Source organism: Robiginitalea aestuariiviva, from assembly GCF_029537735.1.
GTDB classification, from domain to species: domain Bacteria; phylum Bacteroidota; class Bacteroidia; order Flavobacteriales; family Flavobacteriaceae; genus Robiginitalea; species Robiginitalea aestuariiviva.
The window spans coordinates 172375-188768 of the sequence record NZ_JARPUQ010000002.1; the positions used below are offsets into that span (position 1 = coordinate 172375).

18 protein-coding genes are annotated in these 16394 nt (G+C 58.0%); 10 read left to right on the plus strand and 8 right to left on the minus strand.

Annotated features, from left to right (window positions below):
• Positions 1-41 precede the first annotated feature (41 nt).
• Genes OZ410_RS07465 through OZ410_RS07490 form a run of 6 tightly spaced genes read left to right on the plus strand, consistent with a single transcriptional unit; the run spans position 42 to position 5116 of the window.
• The gene (locus OZ410_RS07465) at positions 42-1772 is read left to right on the plus strand and encodes an alpha/beta hydrolase-fold protein (protein WP_277707325.1); all 1731 of its coding nucleotides are present in this window, start codon (positions 42-44) and stop codon (positions 1770-1772) included.
• A gap of 10 nt (positions 1773-1782) precedes the next feature.
• On the plus strand, positions 1783-2412 hold the full coding sequence (locus OZ410_RS07470; protein WP_277707326.1) for a DUF2306 domain-containing protein: 630 nt from the start codon (positions 1783-1785) through the stop codon (positions 2410-2412).
• 11 nt (positions 2413-2423) lie between these two features.
• Positions 2424-2882 (plus strand): GNAT family N-acetyltransferase, encoded by a 459-nt coding sequence (locus tag OZ410_RS07475; protein ID WP_277707327.1) that lies wholly within the window; start codon positions 2424-2426, stop codon positions 2880-2882.
• Between the two features lie 25 nt (positions 2883-2907).
• On the plus strand, positions 2908-3924 hold the full coding sequence (locus OZ410_RS07480) for a DUF3500 domain-containing protein (protein WP_277707328.1): 1017 nt from the start codon (positions 2908-2910) through the stop codon (positions 3922-3924).
• Between the two features lie 18 nt (positions 3925-3942).
• Complete coding sequence (locus OZ410_RS07485) at positions 3943-4914, plus strand: aldo/keto reductase (RefSeq protein ID WP_277707329.1); 972 nt, start codon at positions 3943-3945, stop codon at positions 4912-4914.
• A 10-nt stretch (positions 4915-4924) separates the two neighbouring features.
• Positions 4925-5116 carry a hypothetical protein gene (locus tag OZ410_RS07490; protein WP_277707330.1) on the plus strand — a complete coding sequence of 64 codons (192 nt, stop codon included), beginning with the start codon at positions 4925-4927 and terminating at the stop codon, positions 5114-5116.
• Between the two features lie 3 nt (positions 5117-5119).
• Here the strand turns inward: OZ410_RS07490 and OZ410_RS07495 are convergent, their stop codons facing one another.
• The 5 genes from OZ410_RS07495 to OZ410_RS07515 form a co-directional block, all read right to left on the minus strand.
• Positions 5120-5542 (minus strand): VOC family protein, encoded by a 423-nt coding sequence (locus OZ410_RS07495; RefSeq protein ID WP_277707331.1) that lies wholly within the window; start codon positions 5540-5542, stop codon positions 5120-5122.
• Between the two features lie 57 nt (positions 5543-5599).
• Positions 5600-6451: an alpha/beta fold hydrolase gene (locus OZ410_RS07500; protein ID WP_277707332.1), complete on the minus strand. Its 852-nt coding sequence runs from the start codon at positions 6449-6451 to the stop codon at positions 5600-5602.
• 77 nt (positions 6452-6528) lie between these two features.
• Entirely contained in the window at positions 6529-8046 is a 1518-nt protein-coding gene (locus OZ410_RS07505) for an SMP-30/gluconolactonase/LRE family protein (protein WP_277707333.1), read from the minus strand.
• A 72-nt stretch (positions 8047-8118) separates the two neighbouring features.
• On the minus strand, positions 8119-8664 hold the full coding sequence (locus OZ410_RS07510) for a hypothetical protein (RefSeq protein WP_277707334.1): 546 nt from the start codon (positions 8662-8664) through the stop codon (positions 8119-8121).
• 17 nt (positions 8665-8681) lie between these two features.
• Positions 8682-10208, minus strand: coding sequence for a helicase HerA-like domain-containing protein (locus OZ410_RS07515; RefSeq protein WP_277707335.1), 1527 nt, complete (start codon positions 10206-10208; stop codon positions 8682-8684).
• Positions 10209-10321: 113 nt separating this feature from the next.
• On the opposite strand from OZ410_RS07515, the gene OZ410_RS07520 reads away from it, so the two are divergent.
• The gene (locus OZ410_RS07520) at positions 10322-10936 is read left to right on the plus strand and encodes a 7-carboxy-7-deazaguanine synthase QueE (protein ID WP_277707336.1); all 615 of its coding nucleotides are present in this window, start codon (positions 10322-10324) and stop codon (positions 10934-10936) included.
• Here OZ410_RS07520 and OZ410_RS07525 read toward each other — a convergent pair.
• Complete coding sequence (locus OZ410_RS07525) at positions 10933-11742, minus strand: hypothetical protein (protein WP_277707337.1); 810 nt, start codon at positions 11740-11742, stop codon at positions 10933-10935. The genes OZ410_RS07520 and OZ410_RS07525 overlap by 4 nt on opposite strands.
• Positions 11743-11757: 15 nt before the next feature.
• Positions 11758-12480, minus strand: coding sequence for a class I SAM-dependent methyltransferase (locus OZ410_RS07530; RefSeq protein WP_277707338.1), 723 nt, complete (start codon positions 12478-12480; stop codon positions 11758-11760).
• A 45-nt stretch (positions 12481-12525) separates the two neighbouring features.
• Between OZ410_RS07530 and OZ410_RS07535 the strand changes: the two genes are divergently transcribed.
• Both OZ410_RS07535 and OZ410_RS07540 read left to right on the plus strand, forming a co-directional pair.
• Positions 12526-13038 carry a YkgJ family cysteine cluster protein gene (locus tag OZ410_RS07535; RefSeq protein WP_277707339.1) on the plus strand — a complete coding sequence of 171 codons (513 nt, stop codon included), beginning with the start codon at positions 12526-12528 and terminating at the stop codon, positions 13036-13038.
• A gap of 36 nt (positions 13039-13074) precedes the next feature.
• On the plus strand, positions 13075-13917 hold the full coding sequence (locus OZ410_RS07540) for a sterol desaturase family protein (protein ID WP_277707340.1): 843 nt from the start codon (positions 13075-13077) through the stop codon (positions 13915-13917).
• Here the strand turns inward: OZ410_RS07540 and OZ410_RS07545 are convergent.
• On the minus strand, positions 13914-15128 hold the full coding sequence (locus OZ410_RS07545) for an exo-beta-N-acetylmuramidase NamZ family protein (RefSeq protein ID WP_277707341.1): 1215 nt from the start codon (positions 15126-15128) through the stop codon (positions 13914-13916). The two genes, OZ410_RS07540 and OZ410_RS07545, sit on opposite strands and share 4 nt — an antisense overlap.
• Positions 15129-15131: 3 nt before the next feature.
• On the opposite strand from OZ410_RS07545, the gene OZ410_RS07550 reads away from it, so the two are divergent.
• Positions 15132-16373: an ABC transporter permease gene (locus OZ410_RS07550; protein WP_277707342.1), complete on the plus strand. Its 1242-nt coding sequence runs from the start codon at positions 15132-15134 to the stop codon at positions 16371-16373.
• Positions 16374-16394 lie beyond the last annotated feature (21 nt).

The window sequence follows — 16394 nt, forward strand, 5'->3', positions numbered from 1 at the left end:
GGGCCACGGCCAAAATCACTATCTTTTGGGAAACAACCGCCATGAAACGAGCCCTTTACCTGCTTTGTACGGCAGGCCTGCTGTGGAACTGCAGTCCTAATGCCCAACCCGAAACCCCTGCCGTAACGGTCCGTTTTACCGAAGCTGTGAGTGAATCTGCCCTGGACGGCCGCCTGCTGCTGATGCTTTCTGACGACCCTTCGGCCGAACCCCGCTTCCAGATCAATGCCGGGTTGAATACCCAGCTCATTTTCGGGATGAATGTGGAGGGGATGGCCCCCGGAGCAGGGGAGGTTTTTACGGTCGCGGCCCCGGGCTTTCCGTACTCTAGTCTGGCTCAAGTGCCCCCCGGGGAGTACCGGGCCCAGGCGCTGTTACACGTATATGAGACCTTTAACCTCGCCAGCGGCCACACCGTCAAACTCCCCATGGATAACGGCGAGGGACAGCAGTGGAACCGTTCCCCGGGCAACCTGTACAGCCAGCCCGTTACAGTAACGGTGGGGGAAAACGGCCTGCAGGGTTTAGAACTGGTCATGGACCAGAAAATCCCGCCCATCCCCGAGCCGGAAGACACCCCCTGGATCAAACACATTAAGATGCGTTCGCCCAGCCTGTCGGAGTTCTGGGGGCGGGACATTTACCTGGGGGCCCATGTGCTCTTGCCCAAGGGTTTTGAGGAACACCCCGAGGCGCGTTATCCCCTGATGGTGTTCCACGGGCATTTCCCCTCGGATTTTGGCGGCTTCCGCACCACCCCGCCGGACCCGGAGCTGGAGCCCGTGTATTCGGAGCGTTTTGGCGTGGATGGCTATAACATCATCCAGCAACAGGAAGCTTATGATTTTTACCGGCGGTGGACCTCGGAGGATTTCCCCCGATTTTTGATTGTGGAGATCCAGCACCCCACCCCGTATTACGATGACTCTTATGCGGTAAATTCCGCCAGCCAGGGTCCTTACGGCGATGCCATTACCTATGAACTGATCCCGTATATCGAGGAACAATTCCGGGGGCAGGGGGAAGGTTGGGCCCGCTTCCTCTACGGGGGGTCTACCGGTGGCTGGGAGGCCCTAGCCGTGCAGGTAAAATACCCGGACGAGTACAATGGTTGTTTTGCAGCCTGCCCGGATCCTATCGACTTCAGGGCCTATTGCCTGACCAACATTTACGAGGACCCCAATGCCTATTACACCAACAGCCCCCATAAACCCAATGAGGTCCCGGCCCACCGGGACTACCTGGGCCAGGTGCATACTACCGTGCGGGAGTACAACCAGCTGGAATGGGTGCTTGGCGATAAGAGCCGCTCCGGCCAGCAGTGGGACATCTGGGAGGCCACCTATTCGCCCCAGGCCGCGGATGGCTACCCCCAGCGGCTCTGGGACAAGCAAACCGGGGAAATTAACCCGGATGTGGCTGCCTACTGGCGGGAAAACTACGACCTGAGGCACATCCTGGAGCGGGATTGGGAGCAACTGGGCCCCAAACTCCGGGGTAAGATCCACCTGTATTGCGGCGATATGGACAATTACTACCTCAACAACGCCGTGTACCTGATGGAAGATTTCCTGGAAAACACTACCGACCCGTATTACGAGGGGGAGGTAGCCTATGGAGACCGGGCCGAACACTGCTGGAACGGAGACCCGGAACAGCCCAACCACATCAGTCGGCTTCGTTACAACAGCATGTATGTGGGCAAGATTATGCAGCGAATCTTCAATTCGGCACCCCCGGATGCAGACCTGAGCAGTTGGCTATACCGCTAAACCCTATCCCATGACATTGATTTCACATACCAACAAGGTAGCCTGGTTCGCCTTCGGGCTGCTGGCCGTGCTGATCGGGTTGTACCCCCTGGTGTACCTGACCATGGAATCCGATATGGGCCTGCTGGGTTCCAAGAGCGAGACCCTGTTGGCCGACCCGGTGTGGAATGCGGCTTTTTACGGGCATATTTCTTTCGGGGGGCTTTCGCTGCTCACCGGGTGGACGCAGTTCAGCCGGCGCCTGAGGCGGCAGTATTTGGGCGTGCACCGACGCCTGGGAGCCGCTTATGTGATTTCGGCCCTGCTGAGCGGGGCTTGTGGGGTATACCTGTCCTTTTTCGCCACCGGGGGCTGGGTAGCCGGGCTGGGATTTTTCCTGCTGGGGATCAGCTGGATATTTTTTACCGTTATGGCCTACAGGAGTGTACGAATCCGCGACTTCCAGGCTCATGGACTGTGGATGGTCTACAGTTTTGCCGCTTGTTTTGCGGCCGTTACCCTGCGGCTCTGGTTGCCCCTGCTGAGCCTGGCCTTGGGCGATTTTATACCCGCCTATCGATTAGTGGCCTGGTTGTGCTGGGTGCCCAACCTGATATTTGCCTACTTTTGGGTGAAACGCAAAGGGCTTACCCTGGGCTAACCCACCTGCAAATGGAACTGTTGCGAACCGATGCCGCCCATCCGGATTTCCGAAGCCTGGTTAAGCGCCTGGATGCAGACCTGGCGGTTCGGGACGGGGCGGAGCACGCCTTTTATCATCAATATAACGGTCTGGAGGGCCTGAGCCGGGCGGTGGTTTGTTACCTGGATGGCAAAGCCGTGGGCTGCGGGGCGCTGAAGCCTTTTGGAGGTTCCGCGCTAGAAATAAAACGGATGTTTACGGTGCCCGATTTACGGGGCCGGGGCATTGCCAGGTCGGTACTGGCTGCCCTGGAGGCCTGGGCCGGGGAGGATGGCTATAACCGCCTGGTACTGGAAACCGGTCTTCGGAATCCGGAAGCCGTAGCCCTGTATACCCGCCATGGTTATACCCGTATCCCGAATTTTGAACCCTACACGGGGGTGGATAACAGCCTCTGTTTTGAAAAATCCATCCGGGATGGCCGGTAATTTTATAACCGCTAATACCTGAACTATGAAACCATTCCTCAAGGCCCTGGCTGCCTTCCTTCTGCTGTGTGCCTCCCCGTCTGTGTTTGGGCAGGACCTGGATCATAAGGCCAGGGATTTCCTGGGCAGTCTCTCCGAGGAGATGCGCGAGCAGACCCTTTTTCCGCTGGCAGATCCCAGCCGCGGAAGCTTCCATTACGTACCCATGCAACGGCTGGGGCCCAACTTACACGATTTTAACCCTGCCCAGAAGGCGGCTGCCCTGGCCCTGCTGCAGGCCAGCCTGAGCGCCGAGGGGTATCGCAAGAGCCGGGAAATCATGGCCCTGGAGGAGGTGCTAATTGCTCTGGGCAACCAGTACACCTTCGCGGATGGCACGCTGGTACGCGACCCGTTGAAGTATCACTTCACCCTGTTCGGGGACCCCGAAGCCGGACCGTGGGGATGGCGTTTTGAAGGGCACCATCTATCCCTGAACTTCACGGCCAATGGGGGCGTCATTGTGGCATCGACCCCTTCCTTTATGGGTTCTAACCCTGCAGTGGTCCCCTCCGGCCCGGAGCAGGGCAAGCAGGTCCTGAAGGCTGAAACCACCCTGGCGCTGGCCCTGCTCCATTCGTTTTCGCCAGCCCAGCTGCAGGCTGCGCGTTTTTCGGAATCGGCACCCCGGGAAATCCTTACCGGGAACCAGCGGGAAGCGACGGTCCTGGAGCCCCTGGGACTTTCCTATTCAGCCATGGATGCTGCCCAACAGGCAGCATTACGGGAATTGTTGGAAGTCTATATCGGGAATTATATCTTTGAGTTTTCCGAGACCTTCAGGCAGAAGATCGTGAGTGCGGGGCTGGAGAAGCTCCACTTTGCCTGGGCAGGGGGCACCCAAAGGGGCACGCCCCATTATTATCGCATCCAGGGGCCCATGTTGCTCATCGAATACGACAATACCCAGAACAATGCCAACCATGTGCATACAGTGGTGCGGGACCTGACCAACGATTTTGCAGAAGATTTCCTAAGGGAACACTATCAAAAAGACCATTAGCAGTAAAGCAGTACAACTATGCAAAGCAGAACATTCGGCCGCACCGGCTGGGACGTAAGTGAAATTGGATATGGCATGTGGGGCATGGCCGGATGGAAAGGCTCGGACGACAGCCAGTCCGAGGCCTCCCTGGATCTGGCCGTGGAACAGGGGGTAACCTTTTTTGATACCGCCTGGGGCTATGGGGAAGGCCATAGCGAAACCCTGCTGGGCCGCCTGCTGCGGCGACACCCGGACCGTCGGTTGTACGCCGCGACCAAAATCCCCCCGATGAACTTCCGCTGGCCAGCCAAACCGGAGTACACCCTGGAGGAGTCCTACCCGGCCAGCCACATCCGGGAGTATACCGAGAAATCCCTTAAGAACATGGGGGTGGAGCGCATAGATTTGATGCAGTTCCACACCTGGGACGACGGCTGGGCAGACCGGGAGGAATGGCAGCGCGCCGTGGAAGACCTTAAGAAAGAAGGAAAGATCGCTGCCATGGGGATCAGTATGAACCGATGGGAGCCCGAAAATGGGATGAAAGCCCTGGAAACCGGGCTGCTGGATGCGGTACAGGTGATCTACAACATTTTTGACCAGGCCCCGGAAGACAAGCTATTCCCGTATTGCCGCGAACACGGTATCGGGGTCATAGCCCGGGTCCCTTTCGATGAGGGTACGCTAACCGGGAATATTACCCGGGACACCGTCTTCCCCGAAGGCGATTGGCGCGGGACCTATTTTGTGCCGGAAAACCTGGAGGCCAGTGCAGACCGGGCAGACCGGCTGCGCCCCCTGGTGCCCGAAGGGATGACCATGGCGGAGATGGCTTTGCGCTTTATTCTGGAAAACCCGGATGTGGGGACCATTATCCCCGGCATGCGCAAGGCCCGCAATGTGATGGCCAATACGGCGACCAGCGACGGGAAAGGGCTGCCGGAAGGTTTGCTGGAAGCCCTGCGGGCACACCGCTGGGACCGGGTGCCCACGGCCTGGTCGCAATAATACAAGGCCCATGGGAACACGAAGGATTGTCATTCAGGCGGGGGTAGCGGCCCTCATGTTTTTCATCATCAAGCTTATCCTGGAGCGCAGCACGGCCCCGGAGGTCATACAGCGGGAAGGCCTTACGGCCATCCTCTTTGGGGTGCTCTACGGGGGCTACCTGGTGGTGCGTGAACGCTGGCGCCGTAAAAAGGACTCCTGATCCCTATTTGGCGAAAAGCTGGTCCATGTTTCGGAACGCCTTGAATTCCAATGCATTGCCGGCTGGGTCCAGAAAAAACATGGTGGCCTGTTCGCCAACCTGCCCCTGGAAGCGGATGTAGGGTTCTATCACAAAAGAAACACCTTTTCCCTGGAGGTTTTCAGCAAAGCTGTGGAATACCTCCCAGGGCAGTACCACCCCGTAGTGGGGAACCGGTACATCCTTTCCGTCTACCGGGTTGGTGTGGAGGGCTTCTTCGCTTTTGGGTTTGTAATGGATCACCACCTGGTGGCCAAAAAGGTTGAAATCCACCCAGTGGTCGCTGCTGCGGCCTTCTTCACAATCCAGGACCTCCCGGTAAAAGGTGCGGCATTCGTCCAGGTTGTGTACCGGGATGGCTACGTGAAAAGGGGTAATGGTTGCCATGGGCTCAGGGGTTTTATGAGTTTTCCTTTCAAAAATACGAATTGGGTGCGGGTGTTTTTACTCACTCTGTAAAAAGGCTACAATTTGACGGTTTACGCCATCCTGATGCATGGAATGGCCCAGGCCTTCCGTGGGGATCAGGACGCTGTCCTTCCAGGCCTGGTGTACTTTCTTGGAGGCGTGAAAGGGGGCGATGGTATCCTTTTTATCGTGTAACAGCAATCCTTTTTTGGGGTTTTCCGCAGCAAAGCGGGAGGTGGAGAATTCATGGACATGAAAGCCGAATTCCTTAAAGATAAAGGTGTCCAGGGCCTCTAGTACCCGGTCGTTAAAGCCCAGGATACGCTGATATTCCTCCATAATTTCATGGAATTCCGAAGGAGACCCGATGGTAACGATTTTTTCTACCCGTTCGTTGGGGTGTCGGTGGGCATGGTACAGGGCTGTCATCCCACCTACGGAATGCCCGATCACGTGCCTGGGCTGGTACTGGCGTACCATTGCCTCCACGCATTCGGTATACAGGGGGACGTGCAGGAAGGCCCCGCTGGAGTAGCCGTGGGCCGGGGCATCAAAGGCGATGATATCGAACCCGGCCTCCTGCAGGTAGCCGATGAGGTTCCGCCAGCGGAAGGTGTTGCTCTCCCACCCGTGTATGAGCAGAACACGGGGGCCGCTTCCCTCCCATCGGTAGGTCTGTACCTGGTGGCCGGCCACTTCAATACTGCGGTCCTTGGCTGCTACCAGATAGGCTTCCTGTATGGGTTTAACCCGACCTTTGCGAACCTTGCAAAAAGTGAAAAACGCCTTGCGGGCCGCCCATTTCGGATGCAGGACCACCAGGATATTGAAAAGCGTCCCGTAGCTCCGGGCAATCAGGCGGCGTATGCGGGATCGGGTGTTGGCCATAGGATTACTGCACCTGCTGGTTATGGCAGGTTGCAAAGGTAGCCCAATTCGGGCATTTAGGGAACGACCGCAATGGCTTAATCCGAATTTGTGACAAAGGCGATGTACCGCCCGTCCGGCGACCAGCTGGGGACGTTAATGGTGCCCTGCCCCCCGTAAACGTAAGCCACAGTGGTAGGGGTGCCGCCTTCGGCCGGCATGATCCGAAGCATACAGTGTTTATAGAAGGGATGGTCTCCGGAGGGGACTTCCGGCGGGTAGCTGATCATCACCAGGCGGCTGCCATCCGGCGAAAGGTGGGGGAACCAGTCGTTATACACGTCTTCGGTAAGCTGCTGCTGGCCCGAACCGTCCGGCCGCATGCGCCAGATTTGCATGGTCCCGGTCCGGTTGGAGTTGAAGTAGATCCATTGGCCGTCCGGGCTGTATTCCGAGCCGTCGTCCAGGGTGGGTTGATCAGTGAGGCGGGTTTCCTCCCCACTGGCCACATCTACGGCAATGATGTCATACTGCCCGTTACGGTTGCCGGTAAAGAGCATGGTTTTCCCATCGGCAGACCACCCGTGCAGGTAGGAGGCCCCCACCCCGTCGCGGGTCACTTTCACGGGAGTGTCGCTGCCCGTAATGGGGAGGTAATAGATGGAAGAGGCGCCATCGTCCCCGTCGTTGTGGTGGCTGATGGCGATCTGTTTCCCGTCCGCAGAGAGGATATGGTCGTTGTTGTTGCGGTTGGCAAAACCGGTGTTCAGGACATCCACCGCCCCGGTGTCCAGGTCGTAGGTGTAGAGATAGCCGTTGGAATTGTAGATCAGGGTTTTTCCATCCTGGGTCCAGTTGGGGGCCTGCAGGCTGTGTTTGGAAGTCATGAGAACCCTGCGCAGCCCGGTTTCAAGGTCCAGGACCTCAAGGCGGCTACCCAGGTAATCCCGGTACGGGGTATCTCCTGTATCTTCCGGCTTGATGATGCGCACATTCCAGAAACGGGCGGTTTCCACCACCTCGGGGTTGTGGGAACAGACGTACAGCCCGGCAAAAAGCTCCGAATCCAGTTCCAGTTCCTTGCTGACCGAGACCCAGGGCCGGCCATCCCGGGCCACGGAGAGGGTAAACAGGTTACCCCTTCGTTCCAGCTGTACCACGTCCGGGGCTTCCATCCCGGAGGCGACTTCTTCCGTATCGGCCCCGGTAGCCGAACGGTATTGCAGGGAGGTCAGGCCGTCCCCATGTACGCAGGCGTTGGCATGTGCGGCATCGGTGCGCAGGCTTTCCCGTACCATCCACCCCAGTTTCCGGTGGGGGTCTGCCCCTTCCCCTTCAAAGGCCACCCGGGCGCGGAGGATAAAATCCCCCTGCACGCTGGTCCAGGCATAGTGGAATTCGTCCTGCCCGAACCACATATTGGTGCCTGCCCCGCTAATGCGGTAGGTGCCGGTTTCGGCTTCAAAAGTGAGGTTGCCGCTATGGCGTACCGCCCCAATGTCCTGGTGGCGGTCGAATACCCCGGTAACGGGATTTTGGGCATTTGCGGGAAGGGCCAGCGCAAAGAGGCTGCCCAGCACTGCGCCTGCAGCGTGGCGGGGTCGTTTGGGGGTCATGGTTTTTCGGGTTAGGATGTTGTCTTCCAAGGTACTAAAATCCCCCCAGAAAGCCCTCGTTCCCCCAGGGCTTTAATCCCAGCCCACCATCATATATTTCACCTTTGCGCCGTCCGGGATTTGCACCGCTTCAATGGGATCTGTGGTAAAGCGAAGGCTGGCCGGGAGTTCTTCCCGGGAAATGGTGAAGTAAACATCGCTGCCTTTCAGCAGGATCACCAGGTTGTTCAGGGAAGTGATAATCTTGCGGATTTCGTATTGGGCCTTGATTTCCCCGAAGGTGCTGCCCAGGCCCACGCCTTTATCGGTGTGGTAACGGGCATCGTGGATTCGGATGTTCCCGATCCGCCCCAGGGTATCTCCGGCCGGGGAGAGGGTCAGCAGGTGTTTTCCTCCTTTTTCATAGATTTCTACCTTGCCGTCCTGGCCCAGTTGCATGCGGGTGGTGTCGCGTACCAGGGAATCGGCGGCAAAGATGCTGTCCAGCTGGCGGGTGTTGTGGTCCCGCAACAACGGGCCTACGTGCCCCTGCCCCACAATAAAGGGCCCCTGGGTATCGGGATGGCAATTCAGCAGGAAACATACGGCTCCTATCAGGAACAAAATTTTTCGTGTCATCGGATTTGGGAATAGGGTTATCGGATTACTTTTTTAAGCACGCCCAGGACGCCGCGGATAAAAGTGGCACTGGTGAGGACCTTCACCAGGGGGTCCTGGCCCCGGGACCTGCGGGTGCTGGTACGGCGGGTAGCAGAGGTACGGGAACTTTTAGCTTCCCGGGCTTTTTCCCGTTCGGCCTCGGCTTCGGCCTTTTCGATTTTTTCATTCAGGATCTCATAGGCGCTTTCCCGGTCTACCGCTTCGCTGTATTTCGGGATCAGGGCAGAGCCTTGGATCAGGGTTTTGAGTTCGGCCTCGGTAAGCACATCCATCCGGCTCATGGGGGCGCGCATCAGGGTGGCCGCCAGGGGGGTGGGACGGCCCTTTTCGTCCAGGGCGGAAACCAGGGCTTCCCCTATCCCCAGGGAGGTGAGGACTTCCGCCGTATCGTAGAACTCGGATATAGGATAGTTCTGGGCCGTTAATTTGATAGCCTTGCGGTCGCGGGCGGTAAAGGCCCGCAGGGCGTGCTGCACCTTCAATCCCAGCTGGGCCAGCACCTCGTCCGGTACATCCGTGGGGTTCTGGGTAACAAAGAATAGCCCGATGCCCTTGGAGCGGATCAGCTTTACGATGCTCTCAATCTGGTCCAGCAGGGCTTTGGAGGCCTCCTTAAAAATGAGGTGGGCTTCGTCTATAAAGAGCACCAGCTCCGGCCGGTCGCTGTCTCCCTGCTCCGGGAAGGTGGCATAGATTTCGGCCAGCAGGCTCAGCATAAAGGTGGAAAACATCTTGGGGCGGTCCTGGATGTCGGTTAGCCTCAGGATGTTGATATATCCGCGCCCCTCGGGGGTAATGCGGGTCAGGTCGTTTACGTCGAAGGACTTCTCCCCGAAGAACAGCTCGGCCCCCTGTTGCTCCAGTTCAATGATCTTTCTCAGGATAGTGCCCGTAGAGCTGGTGCTGATGCGTCCATAGGCTTCCTGGAATTCTTTTTTTCCTTCCCCTGTGGCATATTGCAATACCTTTTTAAAATCCTTCAGGTCCAGCAGGGGCAGTTTGTTGTCGTCACAGTATTTAAAGACCACCGCAACAATACCCTCCTGGGTTTCGGAAAGGTCCAGGATACGCGAGAGCAGCACCGGCCCGAATTCAGAAACCGTGGCCCGGAGTTTTACCCCGTCCTGTTCGGAGAGGGAAAGGATTTCCACCGGGAAGGCTTTGGGCTCAAAATCCAGCCCGATCTGCGCCATCCGCTCGTCGATCTTCGGGTGCCCGGGGCTGGGTTGTGCCAGGCCGCTGAGATCCCCTTTAAGGTCCATCAGCAATACGGGGATGCCCCGGTCCGAGAGGTTTTCGGCAAGGACCTGCAGGGATTTGGTCTTCCCCGTACCCGTGGCCCCGGCAATGAGGCCGTGGCGGTTCAGGGTTTTCAGCGGGACTTTCACATGGGCGCCGGTAAGCGCCTGCCCGTCCAGCATGGCTGCGCCCATCGGGATAAAATCCCCTTTACACTGGTATCCGGTTTCAATGGATTCGCGAAATGCCTCGGCCTTGCTCATAGGGTGGTTCTTTGCGGTAAATTTAGGGGAATTCGCCCGATTAGTAAAACGGCGGATAAGGGGTTACCCTACTTCGGTTTTCCTATCTTTGCCCCATGGATACGGGCAATACAATGGCATTGGTGGACCAGGGGCTTATGCTGCCCCTGATGGAGGCGTTCTATACCATTCAGGGCGAGGGCTTCCACAAGGGCACCGCGGCCTACTTTATCCGCGTGGGCGGTTGTGATGTGGGGTGCCACTGGTGCGATGTGAAGGAGAGCTGGGATGCGGAACGGCATCCGCCTTCGGCAGTGGAGGCCATCGTTTCGGAGGCGGCCCGCTATTCGGATACCATTGTGGTTACGGGGGGCGAACCCCTTACCTGGAATATGGAACCCTTAACTCAGGCCTTAAAAGCCCGGGGGATGAAGACCCATATCGAAACCTCCGGCGCCTTTCCCCTGTCCGGGCACTGGGATTGGATCTGCCTATCGCCCAAAAAGAATAAGCTCCCCGTTCCGGAAATTTACCCGCTGGCCCACGAACTAAAGGTCATTGTCTACAACCGTCACGATCTGAAATTTGCCGAAGAACAGGCCGCCCAGGTAGGGCCGGACTGCATCTTATACCTGCAGCCGGAATGGAGCGTACGGGAGAAGGTAACCCCCCTGATTGTAGACTACGTGATGCAAAACCCGCGCTGGCGGGTTTCTCTGCAGACCCATAAATACCTGAATATCCCCTAACGGCCGCCTATGGCCTGCAGGTCCCGGATGCACTCGGCGTCCAGGCCAGGCACTGCGGCCCCTTTCAGGGCCCGGGCTTCCAGGAAGCTCTTGGCCGAGGCGCTGAACTCCAGTTTAGCCTGCATCAAACAGCCGTCTACATTGCAGTGGTTGGCTGCTTCCGCATCTTCGTGGGGGTTCACCTCCGGGGTGCTCAGGTCCACCAGGCCAAAGAGGTGGCCAAATTCGTGGTGGAGGGTGGCGGTTTCCACATCCGCGGTGGTAATCAGGACGGACCGGTCCGAGATATTGCGGATGGTGTTCTCGTGGATCACCATGGAGGTGTTCCGGTATACCGCGCCCAGGGTAAAGGTACCCGCGTCCATGTCATCACCGTCTGCCGGGGCATCGGTAAAATAGATATAGATCGCCAGCTCACGCCCGTCATTGTATAGGGTGCGGTTTTCATTTTCCAGCACGGCTACTTCCTCCAGGGATAGGGAGGTTTCCCCGGGGGAGGGGAGGGCCAGGAATTCAAAAGTGATATCGGTCTTGAAGGTGCGTTCGAGCAGGAAGGCGCGCAGGTTGTCCAGGGTTTCGGTGGTGGGGCGGAACCCGTTAACATAGGCGATTTGTATGCGGATGCGATCAAAATCCTGGTTGGTCAGCAGGTCTGCGGCGCTGTCTCCCGCGGCCTGCAGGTTGGCCGAGCGGTCTATGGCAACAGGGCCCGGGGTTTCCAGGTCCGTATCCCCGGAGCAGCCCGGTGCCAGCCCCAGCAGGAGCAGTAATGAGAAGTGTATTAGGCTTCGGATATGGGTTTTCATGTCTTTAATAACGCCTTATTGCGTGGTTTCGGTATACAAAGCCGTGAGCCTTGCCAGATAGTCGTAATGCGGGCCTTCTGCCAGGACCTCAGTTTGCAGGCCGGCAGCGGCTGCGGCCTTAGCCAGGCTGGCCGCGTCGGCAAAGAGCCAGGGGAACGGCTTCCCGGCCTCCCCCCGGTATTCCCAGCGGTATTCCACGTTGCCATAGTATTCCAGGTCTCCCGGAATCCAGACCCCCCCGTCCGCGTCCTCCTCGTACATGTAAATCAGGTCCGAGGAATCCACCAGGATCTGCCCTCCGGGGGCCATCAGCAACCGCAGGTGCTTCAGCAGCCCCGGCAGGCCTGAAAGGGTCCCGGCCAGGCCGGTCCCGTTCATTAATAACAGCAAGGTATCGTATTTCCCTACCTTAAAATTAAGGATTTCGGTGTAATGCACCATTTTCACGCCACGTGTACGAGCCACAGCCACAGCACCTTGGGAGGCATCGATGCCTGTGCACTTCATACCCTGTTCCTGCAGCCAGAGGCAATGGCTCCCTGCGCCACAGCCAATATCCAGCACCTTTCCTTTCGCGGCTTCCAGGGCCAGGCGTTCCAGTTCGGGCATATCCCGGAACCCCCTGAAAAAGTGGGAAACCGGCACCGGTTCGGCCTCCCCAAAGCTCGAATGGCTGGTCAGGGTGGCCCGGTGGTCCCCTTCCAAATAATCCGTCAATGCCTTTCCAAATAGATCCAAGGACTGTATTTTAGGCTCCTGAACCTCCAAAGCCAGGAAGCGCAAATGTACGAAGAAGCCGGGCCCAACCTGGAACAATTGCCCCAAAAGGCCGCCGAAAAGCGGGCCGAGAACCAGCGGTTTTTCAAAAAACTACGGCAGAAACCCCCCAGGGCCCTGGACCAGATAGCCGGGGAAGCCCACCAGGCCGTCTTTGCCGACACGGATTGCCTGGAGTGTGCCAATTGCTGTAAGACCACCGGCCCCCTCTTTACCCCTACGGATATTGGCCGGATTGCCGGTACCCTGCGAATGAAGCCCGGAGCATTTACCGAACAGTACCTGCGCCTGGACGAAGACGGGGACTACGTGCTGCAAACCCTGCCCTGTCCCTTTCTGGGGGCGGACAACTACTGCTCTATTTACGACCACCGGCCCCGTGCCTGCCGGGAGTACCCGCATACGGACCGGCGCAAACTCTACCAGATCGGAAAGCTTACCGTGAAGAACACGGCCATCTGCCCGGCCGCCTACCGCATTGTGGAGGCCATTAAGGCGCGCCTGCCGGAGTACCGGTAAGGAAATTGCCGGAAATATTTTGATATTTTTGGAACTATGGAAAGCCTGTTGAACTATTTCGAGACCATTCCCTCCCTGCACCGCAGCATCCTGCTGGTAAGCGGGATAACCTTTTTCTGGCTCCTGGAAGGGGCCGTACCCCTGTTTCGTTTCCGTTACCGCAAGTGGCGGCATGCCGTGCCCAACATCTTTTTTACCATCACCACCATCGTAGTGAATTTCACCCTCGCCTTCCTGCTACTGCAGAGCAGCGACTGGGTGCGCGATAACGGGTTCGGCATCATCAACTGGTTACCGGAAATGCCCCTTTGGCTTTACGTAGTTCTGGGGCTCTTGCTGCTGGACCTGATCGGGGCCTACCTGGCCCACCTGGTGGAACACAAGGTGAAGCCGCTCTGGATGGTCCACCTGGTGCACCACACGGACCACGAGGTAGACACCACCACGGCCAACCGCCACCATCCCATTGAGAGCTTCATACGCTTCTTTTTTACCCTGGCCGGGGTCTTTATAGCCGGCACGCCTATCGGTATTGTGATGCTGTACCAGTCCCTCTCTTTGGTGGCCACCCAGTTTTCGCACGCCAATATCCGCCTGCCCCGGAAGGTAGACAAGGCCATCAGTTATGTGCTGGTCTCTCCGGACATGCACAAGGTACATCACCACTATGTGCTGCCCTATACGGATTCGAATTACGGGAATATCTTTTCCATCTGGGACCGGATTTTCGGGACGTATATGGAACTGGACCGGGACGCCATCGTATACGGGGTGGATACCTTCCCGGACCGCAAAGTCAATGCCAGCGTCTGGGGGCTGCTTAAACAGCCTTTCCACAAATACCGCAAGCCCACTACGGGGGGCAGCACCCCGGCCTAAGGGTAGCGCAGGTAGCGCTTTCTTACCTCCCGGAACGCCTCCAGGCCCTCCTGCCAGGAGGCGCGAATTTCCGCCATACTTAGCCCGGCTTCAATCTGCTGTTGCAATGTTTCCGTGCCCGCATGCCGGGTAAACCCTGAGGTATTGAAAAATTCCGAGCCTTCCTGCCGGTGGTTATAGGCTTCCAGCAACCAGGTCAGGTCTACTGCCCGGGGCGGTTCAACCTGGCTCAGGTCCCGTCCGTAACAGGTTTTTCCCTCTTGTTTGGGGTATTTGGCGCCCGCGTTCGGGGCCGGTGTGTAACGGAAATCGAAGTAGGCCGAATCCAGGTAGGGCGCCCCGAAGCGTTGGAACTGTGCATCGGTGCCCCGCCCGGCGTTGGCCGTGGTGCCCTCAAAAAGCCCCAGGCTGGGGTAGAGGCGGGCGGCCTGGGTGTTGGGGATGTTGGGCGAGGGGGCAATGGGCAAATCGTAAGGAACCCCCCGGCGGTAGTGTTCCAGCGGGATAACCGTGAGGTCGGCCTGCAGCCCTCCTTCCAGCCAGCCTTCCCCGTTCAGCATTTCGGCATATTCCCCCAGGGTCATGCCATAAGCCAGGGGGATGGGGGTCATGCCTAAAAAACTGGTATGCGGGGGTTCCATGATAGGCCCATCTACATAATCTGCATTTGGATTCGGGCGGTCCAGCACCAGCACCGGGATGCCTGCCTCCGCACAGGCTTCCATCACCAGTTGCAAGGTGGCGATATAGGTATAGAACCTCACGCCCAGGTCCTGGATGTCGAAGACGACCAGGTCCAGGCCTTCCAAATCTTCCGCAGCCGGTTTGCGGCGGGAGCCGTAAAGGGAAACAATGGGCAGCCCGGTGCGGATGTCCGTGCCGTCCTGTACGTGTTCCCCGGCATCGGCCTGCCCGCGGAAGCCGTGTTCCGGGGCAAAGACTTTGACCAGGTCCATCCCGGCCCCGAGCAGGCTGTCTGCCAGGTGTACGGGTGCCCCGCCCGGGCGGAAGATAACCGTGGTCTGGTTGGCCACCAGGCCCAGGCGTTTGCCCCGCAACAGGGGAAAATAGGCTTCCGTGCGCTGGGCCGCCAGGCACAGGGTGTCTGCCCCGGTTTCGGGGGAGACGGATTCCGGGGCCGAACCCCGGCAGGAGGCCAGGACCAGGAATAGGACAAATAGCGTATTTTTGATCTCGGCTAAAACGTGCATGGGTTGAATTTAGAATTATACATCGCCAGGCGGCTTATCGGGGGCGGGCAGCATAAAAGTAGTATTTCCGCCCCGATCATTAAAATTGCCATTGCGGCCATTGCCATCGGCATCCTGATGATGCTGGTTGCCCTGGCCACCGGCGTGGGCCTCAAATATAAGATCAGGGAAAAGGTTGCCGCCTTTAACGGCCACATCCAGATTTACAATTTCGACAACAACGCCTCCCAGGTTTCCGTGGTGCCCGTCTTCCTGAACCAGGATTTTTACCCGGATTTTAACCTGACGGACGGGGTGCGCCATATCCAGGCTGTGGCCACCAAGGCCGGGATCATCCGCACCGAAGACACCTTCGAGGGCATCATTGCCAAAGGGGTGGGGCCGGATTACGACTGGTCCCCCTTTGCGGATTTTCTGGTGGCCGGAAAGCTCCCGGACTATTCCGGCCCCCTGGGGGAGGAAACCCTCGTATCCCGGATGCTGGCCACCCGCCTGGGGCTGGAAGTGGGCAGCCGGTACAACAGTTTCTTCCTGAAGGACGAAGATCCCTCCCGCATCCCCAACCGCCGCCGCTTTGTGGTGGCCGGCATCTACGACAGCGGTTTTGAGGAATTTGACGCCACCTACATCTTCACGGACATCCGCCACATCCAGCGCATGAACGGGTGGCAGGCAGACCAGGTCGGGAATTTTGAAATTTTTCTGGACGACTTCAGCCAGATCGAACAGAAAAGCATGGATATCTATGGCAAGACCCTCTCGAACCTGGATACGCAGACCATCGAAAACAAATATTACCAGATCTTTGAGTGGATCGGGCTGTTCGATTTCAATATTGCCCTGATCATCGGGATCATGGTACTGGTGGGCGGCATCAATATGGTGACGGCCCTGCTGGTACTGATCCTGGAGCGCACCCCCATGATTGGCATCCTCAAAGCCCTGGGCGCCCCAGACTGGAGCATCCGCAAGGTTTTTCTTTACAATGCCGCCTACCTGATCGGGATTGGCCTGCTCTGGGGGAATGCCCTGGGCCTGTTGCTGATCTGGATACAAAACCGTTACCGGGTGTTCACTTTTCCCAATCCGGAGGAATACTATATTGACTATATCCCGGTTTATATGGACCTGCCCACCCTGCTGTTGCTGAACCTGGGGGTGTTGTTGCTGTGCCTGCTGATGCTGTTGCTGCCGTCGCACATCATTACCCGGATCAGCCCGGTGCGGGCCATCAAATTTGACTGACGGCCCGGGTGCCCCGGCCCA

Excerpts from the sequence above, each read along its gene's own strand:
- OZ410_RS07475 (WP_277707327.1), top strand. The coding sequence starts at position 2,424 with ATGGAACTGTTGCGAACCGATGCCGCCCATCCGGATTTCCGAAGCCTG.
- OZ410_RS07500 (WP_277707332.1), bottom strand. The coding sequence starts at position 6,451 with ATGGCCAACACCCGATCCCGCATACGCCGCCTGATTGCCCGGAGCTAC.
- OZ410_RS07465 (WP_277707325.1), top strand. The coding sequence starts at position 42 with ATGAAACGAGCCCTTTACCTGCTTTGTACGGCAGGCCTGCTGTGGAAC.
- OZ410_RS07490 (WP_277707330.1), top strand. The coding sequence starts at position 4,925 with ATGGGAACACGAAGGATTGTCATTCAGGCGGGGGTAGCGGCCCTCATG.
- OZ410_RS07510 (WP_277707334.1), bottom strand. The coding sequence starts at position 8,664 with ATGACACGAAAAATTTTGTTCCTGATAGGAGCCGTATGTTTCCTGCTG.
- OZ410_RS07470 (WP_277707326.1), top strand. The coding sequence starts at position 1,783 with ATGACATTGATTTCACATACCAACAAGGTAGCCTGGTTCGCCTTCGGG.
- OZ410_RS07505 (WP_277707333.1), bottom strand. The coding sequence starts at position 8,046 with ATGACCCCCAAACGACCCCGCCACGCTGCAGGCGCAGTGCTGGGCAGC.
- OZ410_RS07535 (WP_277707339.1), top strand. The coding sequence starts at position 12,526 with ATGTACGAAGAAGCCGGGCCCAACCTGGAACAATTGCCCCAAAAGGCC.
- OZ410_RS07540 (WP_277707340.1), top strand. The coding sequence starts at position 13,075 with ATGGAAAGCCTGTTGAACTATTTCGAGACCATTCCCTCCCTGCACCGC.
- OZ410_RS07545 (WP_277707341.1), bottom strand. The coding sequence starts at position 15,128 with ATGCACGTTTTAGCCGAGATCAAAAATACGCTATTTGTCCTATTCCTG.
- OZ410_RS07525 (WP_277707337.1), bottom strand. The coding sequence starts at position 11,742 with ATGAAAACCCATATCCGAAGCCTAATACACTTCTCATTACTGCTCCTG.
- OZ410_RS07495 (WP_277707331.1), bottom strand. The coding sequence starts at position 5,542 with ATGGCAACCATTACCCCTTTTCACGTAGCCATCCCGGTACACAACCTG.
- OZ410_RS07485 (WP_277707329.1), top strand. The coding sequence starts at position 3,943 with ATGCAAAGCAGAACATTCGGCCGCACCGGCTGGGACGTAAGTGAAATT.
- OZ410_RS07480 (WP_277707328.1), top strand. The coding sequence starts at position 2,908 with ATGAAACCATTCCTCAAGGCCCTGGCTGCCTTCCTTCTGCTGTGTGCC.
- OZ410_RS07515 (WP_277707335.1), bottom strand. The coding sequence starts at position 10,208 with ATGAGCAAGGCCGAGGCATTTCGCGAATCCATTGAAACCGGATACCAG.
- OZ410_RS07520 (WP_277707336.1), top strand. The coding sequence starts at position 10,322 with ATGGCATTGGTGGACCAGGGGCTTATGCTGCCCCTGATGGAGGCGTTC.